At 56.0% G+C, this 14,682-nt stretch carries 15 protein-coding genes and 1 tRNA gene; 7 read left to right on the forward strand and 9 right to left on the reverse strand.

The window, feature by feature from the left end:
• The first annotated feature begins 1 nt into the window (after nt 1).
• Complete coding sequence (locus tag KK925_RS09655; RefSeq protein WP_174582457.1) at nt 2-658, forward strand: hypothetical protein; 657 nt, start codon at nt 2-4, stop codon at nt 656-658.
• Between the two features lie 427 nt (nt 659-1,085).
• On the opposite strand, the gene KK925_RS09660 is transcribed toward KK925_RS09655, so the two are convergent.
• Nucleotides 1,086-2,462 carry an MBL fold metallo-hydrolase gene (locus KK925_RS09660; RefSeq protein ID WP_174582458.1) on the reverse strand — a complete coding sequence of 459 codons (1,377 nt, stop codon included), beginning with the start codon at nt 2,460-2,462 and terminating at the stop codon, nt 1,086-1,088.
• A gap of 341 nt (nt 2,463-2,803) precedes the next feature.
• On the opposite strand from KK925_RS09660, the gene polA reads away from it, so the two are divergent.
• Nucleotides 2,804-5,560, forward strand: a complete 2,757-nt coding sequence (gene polA, locus KK925_RS09665; RefSeq protein ID WP_174582459.1) for a DNA polymerase I — start codon at nt 2,804-2,806, stop codon at nt 5,558-5,560.
• Nucleotides 5,561-5,698: 138 nt separating this feature from the next.
• On the opposite strand, the gene KK925_RS09670 is transcribed toward polA, so the two are convergent.
• From KK925_RS09670 to KK925_RS09685, 4 genes are all read right to left on the reverse strand, one after another.
• Nucleotides 5,699-6,229, reverse strand: coding sequence for a GNAT family N-acetyltransferase (locus KK925_RS09670; RefSeq protein ID WP_214096472.1), 531 nt, complete (start codon nt 6,227-6,229; stop codon nt 5,699-5,701).
• A gap of 137 nt (nt 6,230-6,366) precedes the next feature.
• Nucleotides 6,367-7,314 carry a DMT family transporter gene (locus tag KK925_RS09675; RefSeq protein WP_174582461.1) on the reverse strand — a complete coding sequence of 316 codons (948 nt, stop codon included), beginning with the start codon at nt 7,312-7,314 and terminating at the stop codon, nt 6,367-6,369.
• Nucleotides 7,315-7,376: 62 nt separating this feature from the next.
• Nucleotides 7,377-7,449, reverse strand: a tRNA-Phe gene (locus KK925_RS09680).
• Nucleotides 7,440-7,760, reverse strand: coding sequence for a hypothetical protein (locus tag KK925_RS09685; protein ID WP_174582462.1), 321 nt, complete (start codon nt 7,758-7,760; stop codon nt 7,440-7,442). The genes KK925_RS09680 and KK925_RS09685 overlap by 10 nt, the downstream gene beginning before the upstream one ends.
• 747 nt (nt 7,761-8,507) lie before the next feature.
• Between KK925_RS09685 and KK925_RS09690 the strand changes: the two genes are divergently transcribed.
• The 3 genes from KK925_RS09690 (at nt 8,508) to KK925_RS09700 (ending at nt 10,140) form a co-directional block, all read left to right on the forward strand.
• Nucleotides 8,508-8,729, forward strand: a complete 222-nt coding sequence (locus KK925_RS09690) for a recombinase family protein (protein WP_174582463.1) — start codon at nt 8,508-8,510, stop codon at nt 8,727-8,729.
• 320 nt (nt 8,730-9,049) lie between these two features.
• Nucleotides 9,050-9,382: a hypothetical protein gene (locus KK925_RS09695; protein WP_174582464.1), complete on the forward strand. Its 333-nt coding sequence runs from the start codon at nt 9,050-9,052 to the stop codon at nt 9,380-9,382.
• Between the two features lie 326 nt (nt 9,383-9,708).
• The gene (locus KK925_RS09700; RefSeq protein ID WP_174582465.1) at nt 9,709-10,140 is read left to right on the forward strand and encodes a hypothetical protein; all 432 of its coding nucleotides are present in this window, start codon (nt 9,709-9,711) and stop codon (nt 10,138-10,140) included.
• 173 nt (nt 10,141-10,313) lie between these two features.
• On the opposite strand, the gene KK925_RS09705 is transcribed toward KK925_RS09700, so the two are convergent.
• From KK925_RS09705 to KK925_RS09715, 3 genes are read right to left on the reverse strand one after another with little or no spacing between them, the layout of a single operon-like run.
• Entirely contained in the window at nt 10,314-10,571 is a 258-nt protein-coding gene (locus KK925_RS09705) for a hypothetical protein (RefSeq protein ID WP_174582466.1), read from the reverse strand.
• On the reverse strand, nt 10,568-11,632 hold the full coding sequence (locus KK925_RS09710) for an aminoglycoside phosphotransferase family protein (RefSeq protein WP_174582467.1): 1,065 nt from the start codon (nt 11,630-11,632) through the stop codon (nt 10,568-10,570). Before KK925_RS09710 ends, KK925_RS09705 begins: the two co-directional genes overlap by 4 nt.
• A gap of 3 nt (nt 11,633-11,635) precedes the next feature.
• Nucleotides 11,636-12,589: a sugar phosphate nucleotidyltransferase gene (locus KK925_RS09715; RefSeq protein ID WP_174582468.1), complete on the reverse strand. Its 954-nt coding sequence runs from the start codon at nt 12,587-12,589 to the stop codon at nt 11,636-11,638.
• Nucleotides 12,590-13,009: 420 nt separating this feature from the next.
• On the opposite strand from KK925_RS09715, the gene KK925_RS09720 reads away from it, so the two are divergent.
• Both KK925_RS09720 and KK925_RS09725 read left to right on the forward strand, forming a co-directional pair.
• Complete coding sequence (locus KK925_RS09720) at nt 13,010-13,207, forward strand: hypothetical protein (protein WP_174582469.1); 198 nt, start codon at nt 13,010-13,012, stop codon at nt 13,205-13,207.
• Nucleotides 13,208-13,302: 95 nt separating this feature from the next.
• Nucleotides 13,303-13,632 carry a hypothetical protein gene (locus tag KK925_RS09725; RefSeq protein ID WP_174582470.1) on the forward strand — a complete coding sequence of 110 codons (330 nt, stop codon included), beginning with the start codon at nt 13,303-13,305 and terminating at the stop codon, nt 13,630-13,632.
• A 125-nt stretch (nt 13,633-13,757) separates the two neighbouring features.
• Here KK925_RS09725 and KK925_RS09730 read toward each other — a convergent pair whose 3' ends face one another.
• Nucleotides 13,758-14,537: a polysaccharide deacetylase family protein gene (locus KK925_RS09730; protein WP_174582471.1), complete on the reverse strand. Its 780-nt coding sequence runs from the start codon at nt 14,535-14,537 to the stop codon at nt 13,758-13,760.
• Between the last annotated feature and the right edge of the window lie 145 nt (nt 14,538-14,682).

Raw genomic sequence — 14,682 nt, forward strand, 5'->3', positions numbered from 1 at the left:
AATGGGCAGGCGGAGCGGAGGACTGAGTTCTTTCTGCTCGGGTCGGAGGACAAGACCCCTGGTAATCCATCCTGCCAAGCCAGGGTATCCCCGGACAGGAACCTATCGGGTTTTTCGGTTGCGGCTACCGGAAGGATGGGGGAGCCGGAGCCAATCCCTGGTTTTTCAAGGCCTGCGTTTCACCTACGGCCAAAAGGTGATCCTCCAGGCTCTTTCCGCCGGCGGGATGGTGACCGGGAGAATCCTAGAAGGGGGTAAACTCGTCCCGAAGCCGCAGGGATCCCAGCTTAAGCTAGCGGTTCGTGCGGGAGCAAACCAGGGGTGGCGGGTAATGGCCAAGCGTCAAGGGGAGGACCCCTTGGGCAATCTCGTGAGAATCCCCGCGATCGGACTCAATCTCCAGGGGAAAAGCGAGGAAAAGGCCAAAGCGAACGTTGCTACTGTGTGCCAAACGATTGCTTGGGTCTTTGCTAAAATCGGGCAAGCCCCTTGGAATCGAACGATGGGATCTCCCCAAGAGGAAGCTCAAACTCCGAGTCGGTGGATCCCGTTCGGGCCCGCTTGGCTCTTTTCCTTCGCCAAGGCCAAGGAGATCACCGGGGTGAAGTCGGCTTCGTTTCGCGCGCGACTCAAGCTCATCGAAGTCGACCGGCCCTAGACGTCTGGGATGGATGCGGTCAACTAGGCGCGTCGTCGGGGTACGAGTTCTTACGAGCGCGCGGTCGCGTGACGTCGGCCGGAGAGGATTGGGTCTCTCCGAACGCCCATCTGTGGCAGAGGTAGTCGTGCCGATTCGCAATGGCCATCATGTCAGCTTGGCCTTACCCGCAAGCAATCCGACGAAGCATGTATGGTCGTTTTCCTATGGCGGGGTTCACAAGAGACTCAAAAAAGGGCGTCTCCCGCGCATGCCCTCCTCGGGAGGCAATGGAGGGCCTCCCGCACTTATGTCGCCGAAAAGGCGGGACTGGCCGCGACGGGGGCTTTGCCGGTGAAACGCCCCGCGCCAATCGTCGGCGGGGCTGTTCGGCCGGCGTCTCGGACGATCCTCCCTGGTAGGGGACTGGTTGTCTCTTTTTTAGGGGTTACAGCTCGACGGGTTCTCCTGGCGGAGGAATAACCACTTTCATCCCGGGACAAAGGGTTCCCAATTGGTGGGCAAACCATTCTAGGGAAGGTGGATCACCGTGGACCAGCACGCAGATCCTGGGACGGCAGCACAGGATAAAATGCAAAAGATCTTCCCGTTGGGCATGCGCGGTTAGATCGAAACGGTTCACCTCGCACAGAACGGGTTCTTCCCCTGCCTCCTCATGAAGAACGACGGAGGAGCCTCGGGGGGTGGCCAGGAGACGACCCGCGGGGGAATCTGGGTCTGTATACCCTACAAAGTAAATGCTATGTTCTTCCCGAGCCAGAAGTCTTCGCGCCACCAGATACGAGGGGGTATTCTCGGTCAGCATCCCAGAAGAAATGAGGTAGATTTTAGGCCGGTTTTTCGGCGGGAATTCCACGGGTTTTCTAGGGTCCATGATCTGCGGCTCAATGTCCGCCAAAAGACGAAGCCCGGGATGGAGTCGAAAGGAACGGCGCGCTAAGCGATCGTAGATCGACGATAAACTTTTCCCCAGCCCGCTGATGACAATCGGGCAACGGCGGATCCGTTGCTCCTTTCGAAGAAAGTAAAGGGCGGCCAAAAGTTCCTGCGTCTTTCCCAGGGCAAAGACGGGGATGAGTACACTCCCTCCCCGGGCAAAGGTGGCTTCGATGGAAACGGCCAACCGTTCCAGCTCCGACTCTCGAGTGGCCCCGTTGGGCATGGTTTGGGAGCCCCGCGTCGTCTCGACAATGAGAACGTCCATTGCTCGGGTTGGGAACGATGCCTGCGGCATGAGCGTCTGGTCTTGAAAGCTCACGTCCCCGGTGTAGAAAATCGATCGGCCCCGATGGTGAATTTCAATCCCCACGGCCCCCAGAACATGTCCGGCCGGGTGGTAACGAAAGGTGAGAGATTCCTGTCGCGGATGAGGAAGCCCGTCCAAGGACCATTCCTTGCCTGGCTGGCAAATCTCAAATCGTTGAAGGCATTGGTCGACCTCCCGATGGGTATAGAGGGGATAGGATGTGATATTGCGTGCGGCTCGCTGTTTGAGCATGACTTCTACGGAGTTATGCAAAAGAGCCTCGGCAATATGGGCCGTGGCCTCTGTGGCAAAAACTTTTGCTTCCGGTTGGAGGCGAAGGACCAAGGGTAGTGCCCCGATATGGTCATGATGGGCATGGCTTAGGAGAACGGCTTGAAGGGGGTAACCAGCTAGGAGTTTCAAGTTGGGGGTTGCCTCTTCGCCTTCCAGCCGCGGGTGCATCCCCGCATCCAAAAGGAGGCAGCCGTCCGTGCCAAAATCCAAGAGGTATGAATTGGCCCCGATCTCGTTAGCGCGCGTTAGATTGATGAACTTCACCTGACTTTGCCCAAGATTCCTCCACCCTTGGGTTTTGGTTTCGGTGGCTGGCGGCAACAAGAAACATGTTTACTACGAAAAAGAAGAAACTTGGACTCTCTGTCAAGGTTTCCCCGAGGGCCTTGGAGACCAGCAGGTGGGCCGAGCTTTTTTTGCAGGTCCTGGTTGGGTCAAAGAAAGACCGGGGCAGCCAGGTTGACCCAAAAGGCAAAGAGAAGCGCGCTGCAGAGCTCGGTCTATCGTAAGACCTTCTCGTTTTCGCAGCGTTGGGAAGGGCTTGGGCCCTTTTGGGCATACTTTCGTTGGCTAACCCGGTCAAGGTGGCTAGAGTTAGGTCAACATTGAGCGACTGCGAGCAACGCAGGCTTTTCCTTTTAGACGGTATGGCTCTTGCCTACCGGGCGCACTTTGTTTTTTTAAGCCGCCCGGTTCGGACCTCCTCTGGGTTAAACACCTCAGCTGTGTTTGGGTTTACCAACACGCTCCTCCAACTCCTCAAGAAGGAGAAACCTACTCACCTCTGCGCCGCTTTTGATACGGAGGGTCCTACTCTGCGCCACGAGCAATACCAGGCCTACAAGGCGACGCGCCAAGAAATGCCCGAGGATCTTTCCCAGGCACTTCCTTACATCTTCTTGCTGTTAGAAGCTTTTCGGATCCCAGTTCTACGGTATCCGGGGTTTGAGGCGGATGATCTAATGGGAACCTTGGCAAAACGAGCCGAGAGGGAGGGTTTTTACGTCTTTCTTGTGAGTCCCGATAAGGATCTCGCGCAACTGGTTTCCGACCGGATCTTTTGGTACCGGCCTGCTCGGATGGGGGACTCGGCAGAAATCTGGGGAGTGTCAGAGGTCTGCAAGCGATGGGGGATTCAAAGACCGGACCAGCTGGTTGATATCCTCGCTCTGGTTGGGGACAGTTCCGACAATATCCCCGGGGTGCCGGGTATTGGCGAAAAAACGGCTTCTGCTCTCATTTCCCGGTTCGGTAGCCTGGAGAATCTTTTGGCACATCTTGCGGCAATCGAAGGGAAACTCGGGCAGAGGCTCCGGGAAGGGCAGGAGCAAGCGCGTGTAAGCAAGCGCCTAGTAACCATCCACTGTGATGTTCCCCTGGCTGTGGATTGGAAGGAATTGGAGGTCCGGGAGCCGGACTGGGAGCGTGTAAAGGAGATTTTTACGCGGCTAGAGTTTCACAGCCTGGCCAAGCGGCTCTTTGGGGAGGAGAGTCCCCCTGCGAGAACGAGACCGTCTTTTCCCCAGCTTGAGTTTGAGCTTCCGGCAGAACGGCCTCTCTACCTGGCCGCCCAAGGGGAGGAGAGAGCGCCGGAGTGTCATCTTTTGGAGAAGGAAGCGGATTGGAGCCTTTTTTTTCAAAGCTTGGACAAACCCTCCGCGCTTGCCTTGCATTGGGAAGTCGACTCGCCTGATCCCAAAAAAGCTCGGCTTTTGGCGCTTGGCTTTTCCGTTCGACGAGGTGAGGCCTGGTATGTGGCGTTGGCCCAAGAGGGATCCGCGGGAGCGTGGTGGGAGAAACTGGCTCCCCTCTTGGCGGATCCCACCGTTGAAAAGATCGGCCATAATATGAAATTTTTTCTTTCAGTCTTGCGCTGGCAGGGCAAGGACCTCTCGGGACCCTTTTTTGATACGCTTCTTGCCCACTACGTGCTGGAACCGGAAGCCCGGCATGATTGGGAGAGCTTGGTCGCGGCAACCCTTGGGGTTCGGATAACGGGTGCGGAGTCGCCGGAAAAACAAGGGCTCCAAGAGCGCGCTCGCCAGGCGGGAGAAAAACTTCAGCTCCTTTGGGCACTTCGCCAGCAGTTGGAACGAGAGATTCGTGCACGCAAGCAGGAACGGGTCTTCTATGAGATTGAGTGTCCCTTGGTTCCCGTGCTGGTTGCGATGGAAATAACGGGCGTTACCATTGATGTCAATGCCCTGGAGGACTATGGCGCGCTTCTGCAAGCAGAGCTCGCCCGTATAACAGAGGAGATCTGGGAGCTGGCCGGGATCCCTTTTAATCTTAATTCTCCCAAACAGCTTGGGGAAGTTCTCTTCGAACGGCTTGGGTTGGAGGGGAGCGGCAAAAAGACCCCGACCGGGCAGTACGCAACCGGGGAGGCAGAACTTGTTAAGCTGGCGTCACGCTACCCGATCGTTGCCAAAATCCTGGAATATCGCTCGCTGGTAAAATTGAAAAACACCTATGTCGATACTCTCCCCACATGGATTTTTCCCCAAACTGGGCGGATTCACTGCACATGGAATCAGGCGGTCACAGCCACCGGTCGTTTGCAGTGCGAGAACCCTAACCTCCAAAACATTCCCGTTCGTACCGAAAAAGGAAAAGAAATCCGCAAGGCCTTTGTTCCCAGGGGACCGGGTTACGTGTTGGCTTCTGCTGACTACTCGCAGATTGAGTTACGGATCATGGCCGCCCTTTCTGGGGATCCGGGCCTGCGGGAAGCGTTTTTGAGCGGGACCGACATCCACCGGGCCACTGCCTCTCGGATCTTTGGCGTGGGTGTCGAGGAGGTGACCCCCGCCATGCGGCGTACTGCGAAAATGGTCAATTTTGGGATCATGTACGGCATTTCTCCCTTTGGGCTAGCCCAGAGGCTTGGCATTGCAAAAACCGAAGCGGCCGAGATCATTAACCAGTACTTCAATCAGTACCCGGGGGTCCGGACCTATATTGAGCGGACCCTCGAGTTTTGCCGGGAACACGGCTATGTGGAGACGGTGACAGGTCGAAGGAGGTACCTTCCGGATATTGGCTCGGCTAATCAAACGGTGCGTCACGCAGCTGAGCGCAATGCGATTAACGCTCCCATTCAAGGAACGGCGGCGGATCTCATCAAACTGGCGATGATCCGGGTGCATCAGGGATTAGAACGTCAAGGTGCCCGGACCCGATTGATTCTCCAAGTTCATGATGAACTTCTCTTGGATGTCTGGTCAGAAGAGAGGGAGAATCTTTTACCCTGGGTGGTCAAGGAGATGCGAGAAGCTTTGGATCTAGGCATTCCGATTGAGGTTCACGTGGGCGTTGGGCGAAACTGGCTGGAAGCTGGGGAATCCCAACAAAGCCTGTGAAGAAAAACGCAGGCCCAGAGAGAGCGATGGGATGCTCTTCTTTTGCAGCCGGACGGGAAAGACTGTTTTTGGCCGAAAACACTCCACAACCACTAGTGGTCCTCCCTGCCCTCCCAAAAGTGGCTTTAGGAAACGCCACTAGGTTGGGGGTAAATCGAGGTCTTGCAGGCTCCGGTACATGATCCAAACGTCGACCAGTCCCTTTTCTTTGTGCCGAAAAGCGTTCGGGATAACCCCCACGACGCGAAAACCGAGGCTTTTCCATAGTCGCACGGCGGGTGTGTTGGTGCTAACCACAAAGTTAAATTGCATGGCCTCGTAGCCCATCCTGCGCGCCTCGCCGAGCGCATGAAGTGCCATTGCCCGGCCAATGCCTTGCCTTCGGTAGGCCGGGTCGACGATGAAAAAGGCGTTGGCTACGTGGCTTCCCCTGCCGGGCTGGTTGGCTCGAAGCCCATATGCTCCCAGAACATCTCCTTTTTCCACGGCCACAAAGCTCCGCACCCCCTCTCCAAACCACATATCCCAAACTCGTTGCCGGGTGAGCCACGGTTCGTCCTGTGGATAGCTCTCCCCTTCCTCGACCACACGACGGAAGATCTCCCAGATACGGGGAAAATCTTCCGTTCCGGTAGGCCGAATGAGGGGCATGGAAAAGTCGGAACTCAAAAAAGAAAGAGAATAAGCCAGGTTTCCGATTTTTTGGCCAATCTTTGAGAGAATGTTCTATTTTGGGTCGGATAGGGGAAAGGAGGGATTCCCGTAGAACACCGGGTCTCTTCCTCAGCTAGGGAGAATCGCTTCTGTTACGTTTGGGCGTTTACAGGATCTGCCCGGCGAAAGGTGCTCATCCAGGAACCGAGCAAAAGTACCAACGCCCATCCCCATTGGATCCAACCTAGCCTTTCTCCAAACAAAAGGCGCGATAAAAGGAGTGTCCCCAGTGGACAAAGGAACTGCACAGTGACGGCCACCACTGCCCCCAATCGGGTGATGCAAGTGTAGTAAAGAACGTGCCCAAGCCCGATACAAAGAACGGCGGAAACGACGAGAAGAACGGTTGCTCGAACGGGAGCGTGAAGGATTTCCGACGGTCGCCCTATCAGAAGCGTTGGAAAAAAAAGGAGAACCGAAGTCAAACCTGAGATCCACGTGAAACTAGCCACTGGACCCATGGCATCCGAAGGTTGCTTGGCAAAAACCGTGTACAGACTCCACGCCAACGACGCCCCAAGTGCCCACCCCAAGCAAAGCGGATTGACCCGGAAGGTCGAGTTTTCCGGAACGACCAGTCCCGCCGTTCCACACAAAGCAAGCGCAAGACCAGTCCAGTAGGAAGCCTGGCGCACGATGGGCCGCTCGTCGGGCAAGTGCCAGAAGGCTAGAAGGGCGGTCAACGGAACGGAAAGCCGTAAAAGGACCGTGAGGGTTCCGGGGGGTAACCCTTTCAAGGCTTCCGTTTGCGCAATCTGGTGAAAGGCATTGGGGAAAGCGGCCACAAGGCACGGTAAGAAGGCCCTCCGCCACGGGACGCGTTGAGCCCGAAACGTTTTCCATCCCCACGGGAGTGTGGTGAGAAAACCCACGGTGTAGCGGTAGAAATTCTGGGTGCAGGGATCAAAGTAGCGCAAAAGGTAGTACATAAAAAGGGCGGGTGTCGCCCACAGAACCGTAAGGACGACAAGGAAAAACCTATCGCTAGCAAGAAGGGAACGGTGGGGAAAACCTGAACAATGTTTCCTTGGAGGAGTCATCAGTCTCTTGTTTGGGACGGAGGAAAAACCACGAGAAAGGCTTCTTTCCATGGGTCCTAAACTGGCTGGGGCCGGAATCGAACCGGCGACACACGGATTTTCAGTCCGCTGCTCTACCGACTGAGCTACCCAGCCTCTACCGTCAGGCGCACCCAGTTTTCTCTCCTACCTGGCCAGACCCAAAGGAGAGATTCAAAAGGGCTATCTTCTAGCGATAATGTATGGGTGCAACGTAATGGAGAAAGCTTACCCAGCCAAAAGGTTTTCGGATAGTCTCGACTGGGTTTCCAAGCGCTCTTGGTCGATCCAATTTGGGAGGAAAAAAAGAGTTGGTCCGAACGAATCCCGCGAAGCCTCATGACCAAGGGAGTTTGTAGGGCCTGTGCATGGAAGATGGATGCTCCCGTCATTAGAGTTACCCGGCCAGAGGTTTGCGTGCCGCTCATGTTCGCTCCCTTTGGAAAAGGGAGCTTATCGGAAAAGCGAGCGACAGCAAGCTTGGTTCTGTGATTTTGCCCGAAGGATGGGGAGTAACTGCAGCGACAAGAGGCAGACTCAATCGCTTAGGACGGAGGGCAAAAGAGCTTTCCAAAACGGGGGCTTGGGGTCCGAGGTGAGTGATTCCTGCATCAGGTCTGAAGTGGAGTCGGGAAGAAAGTTGCCAAAAAGAAAGGCGAGCGGGGCGAACTGGCGGAAGAGGAAACGCAGGCAAAGATCAGCGCGGGCGGTTTGGCACGCGGAGCAAACGGCCCATGAGTGGGTTGGAGCTTGCCAGGAGCTAAAAATAGAGCAAAGACACAAGGCTCTGTATCGCAGCATGTCCGAATGAGGTTGAGTACAGCGGCCACGCGGCAGGGTGTTGGTTACAAGACGGCTTGGCGGATGTGGAGGAGGGTGTTTCCCTGTTCCTCCAGAATGAATTGCCGACCGGGACGGTAATCGTTGTATCCGGAGGCGCTACTACCCCGCGGGGCGGCTTTCTACGCGCGGATGTGCAAACGCCGATGGAAAAGCCCGATTGAGACAAACCATTCGCTTGGATTCTCCGAGTTGGCTCTCAAGCAAGCCCTTGCGGATCGTCAAGGCCGTCAAGAAGGGTACTTCTGGGAGAAACGATCATCGCAGAGGGGTCGTTAGCCAGCTGCGTGATCCCGAAGGTTGGCGCTGTCCTGGTAGAGCATCGCCGCCGGCTAATGCGCTTCGGTTTCGAGTGCGGGGAAAAAGCATTGGCCACGCAGAGTCGATCCATCCTGGTGGTGGATCCCATTGAGATGAGCGACGATATCGTGCGCGAGCTCCACGAGGTTCTTGATTGTCTCTGTGGGAGGCTTTACCAGAAAAAATCCGCGCAGAGAACCCTCCCAAGAAGGCGCTCGGAGCCGTTCCGAAGGAAGCTTTCCATTTTTTGCACATAAGAGAGACTTTTGACGCCCACACCGGAAGAGGCTTTGGCTCGTAACATCTAATGCGGCGCTCTTACGCGGGCGGGAGCGGAGTTTTTTTCTCAGATGCCGGCTGGTGGTTCGCTAAAGAGAACGTAAGCGATACTTTTTGCCGCGGCTTAGCTGGACCGCCCAAGAGTTTGATACCCTGCGGGTCCGAGCGTAAAGCAAAGATGGCCCCGAGCGGCGTGAAGGGCGGCCCGAGCTCATGGAGGGAAGCTAAGGAGCGGGATCCGGAAGAGCGGTAGAGCTTACCCGCAAGCTTTAAGGAAAAGATCCCAAGATCAAACGTTTTGCGCGAGAAAAACCGGCGGCTGGCCATCCTCGGGCCGAAACTCCATGCGCTTCTGGCCGAAGAGGAGTCCCGGGCGGGTGCGTTTCTCTTTGGGTTCGGGCCGCCTCTTGGCCGAAAAAGTTTTCATCTTCCCTTGGCCAAAATGGAGCGCTTGGACAACCCCGAGAGAATCCGTGGGATCCAATGGAATCCCCATGGCAAGAGCGGGGAGGAGCAGGCGAGAGCGATTTTTGGTGATGCCCGCAAAGAGATCTCTGGCGGCTGCGACGAATCGGGCAAGGTGTTTGCGATCGAACGCTGGGATCTTCGAAAGAGCAAAGCTAGAGCTTAACTCGGTGGATTCCGTTCGGGCTCACTTGGGTCTTTTCCTTTGCCTATGCTAAGGCGACCGCGATGCTTCAATCGGCTTCTTTTGCTGCCGGATTCGAGCTGATCGAACTCGACCCCCCTTACGCGTCTCCGGTCAGTACCGTCAACCACACGCGCCATCGGGACACAACTTCTTACGAGGGCGCGGCCTCGTCCCTTCCTCCGGCGAGGATTTGAGTCTCTTCGATCGCCCATCCGTGCGGGAGGCGGTAGTTCCGACCCGCAAGGCGTCATGTCAGCTTTTCTCTCACCCGGAAACGATCGGACAAAGCGCGGATCGTCGTTTCTATGGCAAGGGTTGGGAAGCGACTCAAAGCGGCGCATGCAGCGCATGCCTGGTTGGGAGGCAATTGGCTCTCTCCCGTGTTTGTCCGCCAAAACGCGGGACTGGGCCGTTACCCGGCCTTTGCTGGTGAACCCCCGGCACGGGAATCGTCGGCAGCCCTGTTCGTCCGCCGTCCCGGACGATCTTCCTTGGTAGCAGAATGGTTGGCTATGGTTTTGGGAACGGTTTGGGATGGCCGCTTGGCGAAAGCCGAGTTGGCAGATGATGCAAGCTCCGAAGTCTCGGAGTCTTTTGTGGGCGGAAAGAAAAGGATCCAATCGATTCCTTTGGGCCTACCAAGGTGTACGAAAGCAAAAGGGGCGCGCTCTTTTCTAGCGTCTGCGCGGATTGAGCCAGTCATTGGGGATACGCTTGAGGCGAGAAAAGAGAAGTAGGCAGGAACCTCCTGGCGGAAGCAAGGTTGGTATTGGCACGGCGAGGTAGGGAGCCCGTTCCTAGCTACGCTCCAGACAATCGCGGAAGCCAATGGGTGCCGTTGTTTGTGACCTGGGGGGTTGCGGCGGGGCAGATCTGGGGTGAAGGCGGAAAGACCCCAAAAAAGGGTAAGCTATACGTCAAGAAAAGGTTTCTTTTTTTGGCCTAGCGGCGGGTCCCCGTCGACCTGCTGCTGGCGAAACTCGGGAGTGGTTGAGATGATCGAGCTCCCTATCACTTGGCGGGCGGCCACATCCTGGGGAGCGTCCCTACTGGGTGGGTCGGCAATCGGTTGCCGCGAGCTTGCCGGGACACAAGGAGTTGACAAGCGAGCGTCATCCTCGGTCATGGTGGCGGGTGAGGACTCGTGAAGCCGGACGCCGAGCCTCAAGGATCCCTCTGTGTTAGGAGGGGGCATGAGCGAGATGGTGGCCGAGCAGCTGGGGAGTGGGGTGACGGGAGCTTGTGGCAGCACTCTTTGACCAGAGAAAGGAGAGTTTCAAGACCTTCGATCCTTTCGAGGACCTCCACCAAAAGTTGGATGCCGACCGGGATGTACGCGAGAAACTCTTTCTTGCCCCTGACCAATCCCAGATAACCAAATGCGCCAAGAGCCTGCATAAGCCTCTGGAGAGCGACCCAATCGAAGAGCGATTCCAGGTCTTCGGGAAGACTTTGACCTTGGACTTCCCACAGGGCTTCGTAATAGGCTTTTAATTCGCTGCGTTCTTTTGGCAGGAGGGCCACGTAGGGATCAAAAAGGAGGGATGCTAGGTCATAGGAGGCAAGTCCCCAGCGCAGTCCCTGGAAATCGATCAGATACGTGCGGCCCCTGCGCACCAAAATGTTGCGTGACTGAAAATCACGATGAACCAAGCAACGGGGAAGAGCACCAAGCTTATCGGCAATGGCGTGCAGGCGAGGATGTTGAGCCAGTTTTTGCAGGGTTTGCGGTTTGTGACCAAAAAAACGTCCCAAACAATTTTCGAAAAAGTACGATTGTTCCCAGAGATATAACGCGCGGGTAAACGGGGGTGCGAGGGGAAGATCGGGCAGCTGGGGGTTTTTGTGAGTATGCAAAAGAAAGATTTCCTGGAGGGCTTGCCGGTACAGGGCAGACTTTCGAGGCCAAGGAAGGCTACGACAGGCGCAAAGGTCAAGATCCCCCAAGTCTTCCATCCAGAGGATCCCCTGGTCGGGCTGGTGGGCGTAGATTCGAGGAACACGAATCCCCAGCGACCGTAAAAACGTGGCTAGGGGTGCGTAGTGCTCATTTTCCTGGCGGGTCTTTTGGTAGGAAATAAGCACAAGCGATTGTCTCTCGTTAATGGAGATCCGGTAGAAACTCCGGTCTGAACCTCCCTTTTCCAATGGATACACGGCGGGTGTCTTCCAAGGGAAATGAGGGAACCGGCGAATGGTTTCTTGCAAAAGCTTTTCGGGTAGTTCCATGAGTTAAACGTCTGCGTTGACAAGCTCCCCCTTGGCAAGCCGGCCGTCACGCACGATGCAGTGAACGAGCCGGCTGCCGGGGGCGACTTCCCCTTTTTCCCAGATGATGGAATCGATCAAGACGGATCCTTCCCCTACCTTAGCACCCGGACCCACAAAGGAATCTCCCAAGATCAAGGCGCTTGGGTGTACATGAGCCGTCGGATGGACCGGTTCCACGGCGCCCATCCATCCCGGCAAATTCCGCAGCTGGCGGTGAACGGCAAGGTAGGCTTCCCGGGTTCCGAGGTCAAACCACACACCCTGGTCAAGGACGATTCCTCCAACGGGACGTCCAGCCCGGATAACTTCTAGGAGCACATCGACGAGAGAAACCGGACCCTTGGGCGGAATCCAGCTAACGAATTCCGGAGAAATGACGGCAATTCCCGTGTAGAGAAAATCTTTTGTCCCGCTCCTTCCAAGCGTATGGCGAATGTCGACAATCGTTTGGGTGGTTGGGTCAAAGGCCACATGGAGAGCCGGACCGTGAGAGCGAAGCACCAGGGTCGCAAGATGATCCGTTTCCAAATGCCGTTTCACTGCCAGGCCTATCGGCAGATCCGTAAAAATGTCTCCGTTACTAATAAGAAATGACTTGCGGCCAAACCAGTGGCTGACGTTTCGAATCCCACCTCCCGTATCCAGAAGGAGTGGTTCATGTTCCCAATGGATGGGCCGGCCTTGATACTTTGCTTCGGGGAATACGCGCTGGAAGGCCTCGGGAACATGATGGGTATTGACCACAAACTCCTGGATCCCCAGTTCCACCAGCCGGTCAAAGACATAGCTAATCAGCGGCCGATGGGCTACCGGGATCAAGGGTTTGGGCCGATCTTCCGTTAAAGGGCGTAGCCGCAGCCCCCGTCCTGCGGCGAGCACAAAAGCCCTTTCGGAAAGACCATAGGAAAGATTCACAAAGTGCAAAGCTTACCCGTTTTTGCCATCGATCCAGGACTTTTTTCTGTGGGACAAGGTCTTGGAACTGCTGCGCGACCGGTCGTTCCTGCCTCAAAAAGATGCCAGGGAAACGTTCTTTCCCTTCCCATCGGAAAAAAGTGCATGCTGTAACCCTTCTTTGAAGAGCGCATACGGAAAAGCCACGGGAAACAAGCGGCTATCTGCAGCGCCTGGAAGCCGAGGCCACGGAAAAAGGCTAACGAGATAGGCAGCCGAAACGCTTATGATCTCTTGTGCCAGGCAAAGAGAGACAAGCTGCCCGTAACAAAAGAACCGGATCTGTCCTGCTTATCGATCGATGGTTCGCTTGCCCGTAAAAAATTCTTCGAGGTCACCACCGATCCCCTTAAAAGTTCGCTCGACCTCTTCACCGAATTCTTGAAACCCGGAACGATGTTTCTTTTGTTTCGAGCTGTGGGCCACTTTGGAAGGCTTTTCTTTTGGGAGGATTTTGAGAGTGTCTGCCTCCCAGGTGCCGTTGCTCAAATGGGCTTGCACGATAATTCGGTCGGCGAGTTTAAGATCGAAAAGTCGCTTCTTAGCACTGTCCGGTGCGAATCGGGTTCGCCCGGTTAACCGGAAAAGTTTTTCCTCCTCGGTTTCCGAGAGAATCCCAATTTGCTGGAGGGAAAGAGTACTGACAATCCCCGAAAAAGACTGGGTGGCTGCGGATGGCGGAGCTGGACTCGGCGGAGGGCTTTGACGGGTTGTTTCCGCCGGGGTGGAAGGGGGTGGAGAAGGAGGAGGAGGAGGTGGTGGCGGCGCCTGCGGGCTCCAAGGAGGAGAAGGCTCAGGATTGGATGGTGCCGGGGCTGGGGGTTGGTTTGGCGGAGGGGAGGTCTCGGAGAAGGAAAGAACCAGTTGTCCCTTCCACACAAGGAGCCCACAAAAAAGAGCCCAGACCCAATGCTTACTTTTGCCTCGGATCCGGTCAGCTTGAGGAAGCGGGAAGGATTGTTCCCCTGGAGAGATTTTTGGCCCGCACCGACCCCGTGAGCTGAACCTTTGTCTTTTTCCAGTCATCCTTTTGGATCGTGAGCCTCTTACACGCCCTTCTTTCCACAGTTCCTTCCGGAGTCCCAGGCCACTTCTCCTGGATCGTGCCCCTCTGAATAGGCCCTTTTTTCTAGGAATTCATGGGCGAGGGATGGGCTCCGGTAGGAGAGCCTACCAAGCCAGAAATCGTGGCAAACTCAAACCCCCGCGCCACCAGACCTTCCAGAATTTTTGGAAGCGCTTCGGCCGTTTGCCGGTGCAAATCGTGCATGAGGACAATGGATCCTGGAACCGAGTCTTTCAATACCACGTTTTGGATCGCTTGGACACCGGGTTGGGACCAATCACGTGTATCCACACTCCAGTACACAATTCCCATCCCTTGTGAGGTGACGAGGGAGACTTGATCCTTCCGCAAAGCTCCGTACGGCGGGCGAAACCACCGTGGCCGGTAGTTAAGATGCTGGGCCAAGGCCTCGTTACAACGCCCGATCTCCCTTTCGACCCTTTCAAGAGAGAGGGAGGAAAGCTTGGGGTGCGAAAAGGTGTGATTTCCGATTTCATGACCTTCAGCGAGAACTTTCCGAGCCAGTTCGGGAGCGGCTTCCACCCGTTCCCCCAACATGAAGAAAGTCGCAGGAATCTCGTGTGTGGCTAGTTCGGCCAAAATCCGGTCGGTGATTCCTGGCCAGGGACCATCGTCAAAAGTCAACGCGAGTTTCCGGCCAAAGCCCGGTCCATGCGTCACATGGGTAACCGGTTGCCCGGCAATCGTGGGAATTACTTGGGGATCGGAAGGACGGGATGCTTGAGCCCATACTTTACCCAGTTGAGCCCAGGGAGTTGCTGCAAGACCGAAAAGAAGGACTTGCTGGAGAAATTCTCGCCGCGAAATTTCTCTCTTTTCCATGGCGCTCTTCTCATGGTACGGGAAACCCGACTCTTGCCAAGAGCCTTTTTTGGGATCGTGGAAGGCGATTGGGGATTGTTTCTGCGGGAGTGGCTTGCCCTGTCCGCGCCGAAGAAGTATAGCTCATGGGTAGAGGGAAAGCTCT

Origin of the sequence: Candidatus Methylacidithermus pantelleriae, from assembly GCF_905250085.1 — a bacterium.
Classification (GTDB): Bacteria; Verrucomicrobiota; Verrucomicrobiia; order Methylacidiphilales; family Methylacidiphilaceae; genus Methylacidithermus; species Methylacidithermus pantelleriae.

Coding starts and splice junctions, on each gene's coding strand:
- KK925_RS09725 (WP_174582470.1), top strand. CDS start 13,303: ATGGCGGAGCTGGACTCGGCGGAGGGCTTTGACGGGTTGTTTCCGCCG.
- KK925_RS09685 (WP_174582462.1), bottom strand. CDS start 7,760: ATGAGCGGCACGCAAACCTCTGGCCGGGTAACTCTAATGACGGGAGCA.
- KK925_RS09675 (WP_174582461.1), bottom strand. CDS start 7,314: ATGACTCCTCCAAGGAAACATTGTTCAGGTTTTCCCCACCGTTCCCTT.
- KK925_RS09700 (WP_174582465.1), top strand. CDS start 9,709: ATGGCAAGGGTTGGGAAGCGACTCAAAGCGGCGCATGCAGCGCATGCC.
- KK925_RS09690 (WP_174582463.1), top strand. CDS start 8,508: ATGCGCTTCGGTTTCGAGTGCGGGGAAAAAGCATTGGCCACGCAGAGT.
- KK925_RS09730 (WP_174582471.1), bottom strand. CDS start 14,537: ATGGAAAAGAGAGAAATTTCGCGGCGAGAATTTCTCCAGCAAGTCCTT.
- KK925_RS09655 (WP_174582457.1), top strand. CDS start 2: ATGGGCAGGCGGAGCGGAGGACTGAGTTCTTTCTGCTCGGGTCGGAGG.
- KK925_RS09710 (WP_174582467.1), bottom strand. CDS start 11,632: ATGGAACTACCCGAAAAGCTTTTGCAAGAAACCATTCGCCGGTTCCCT.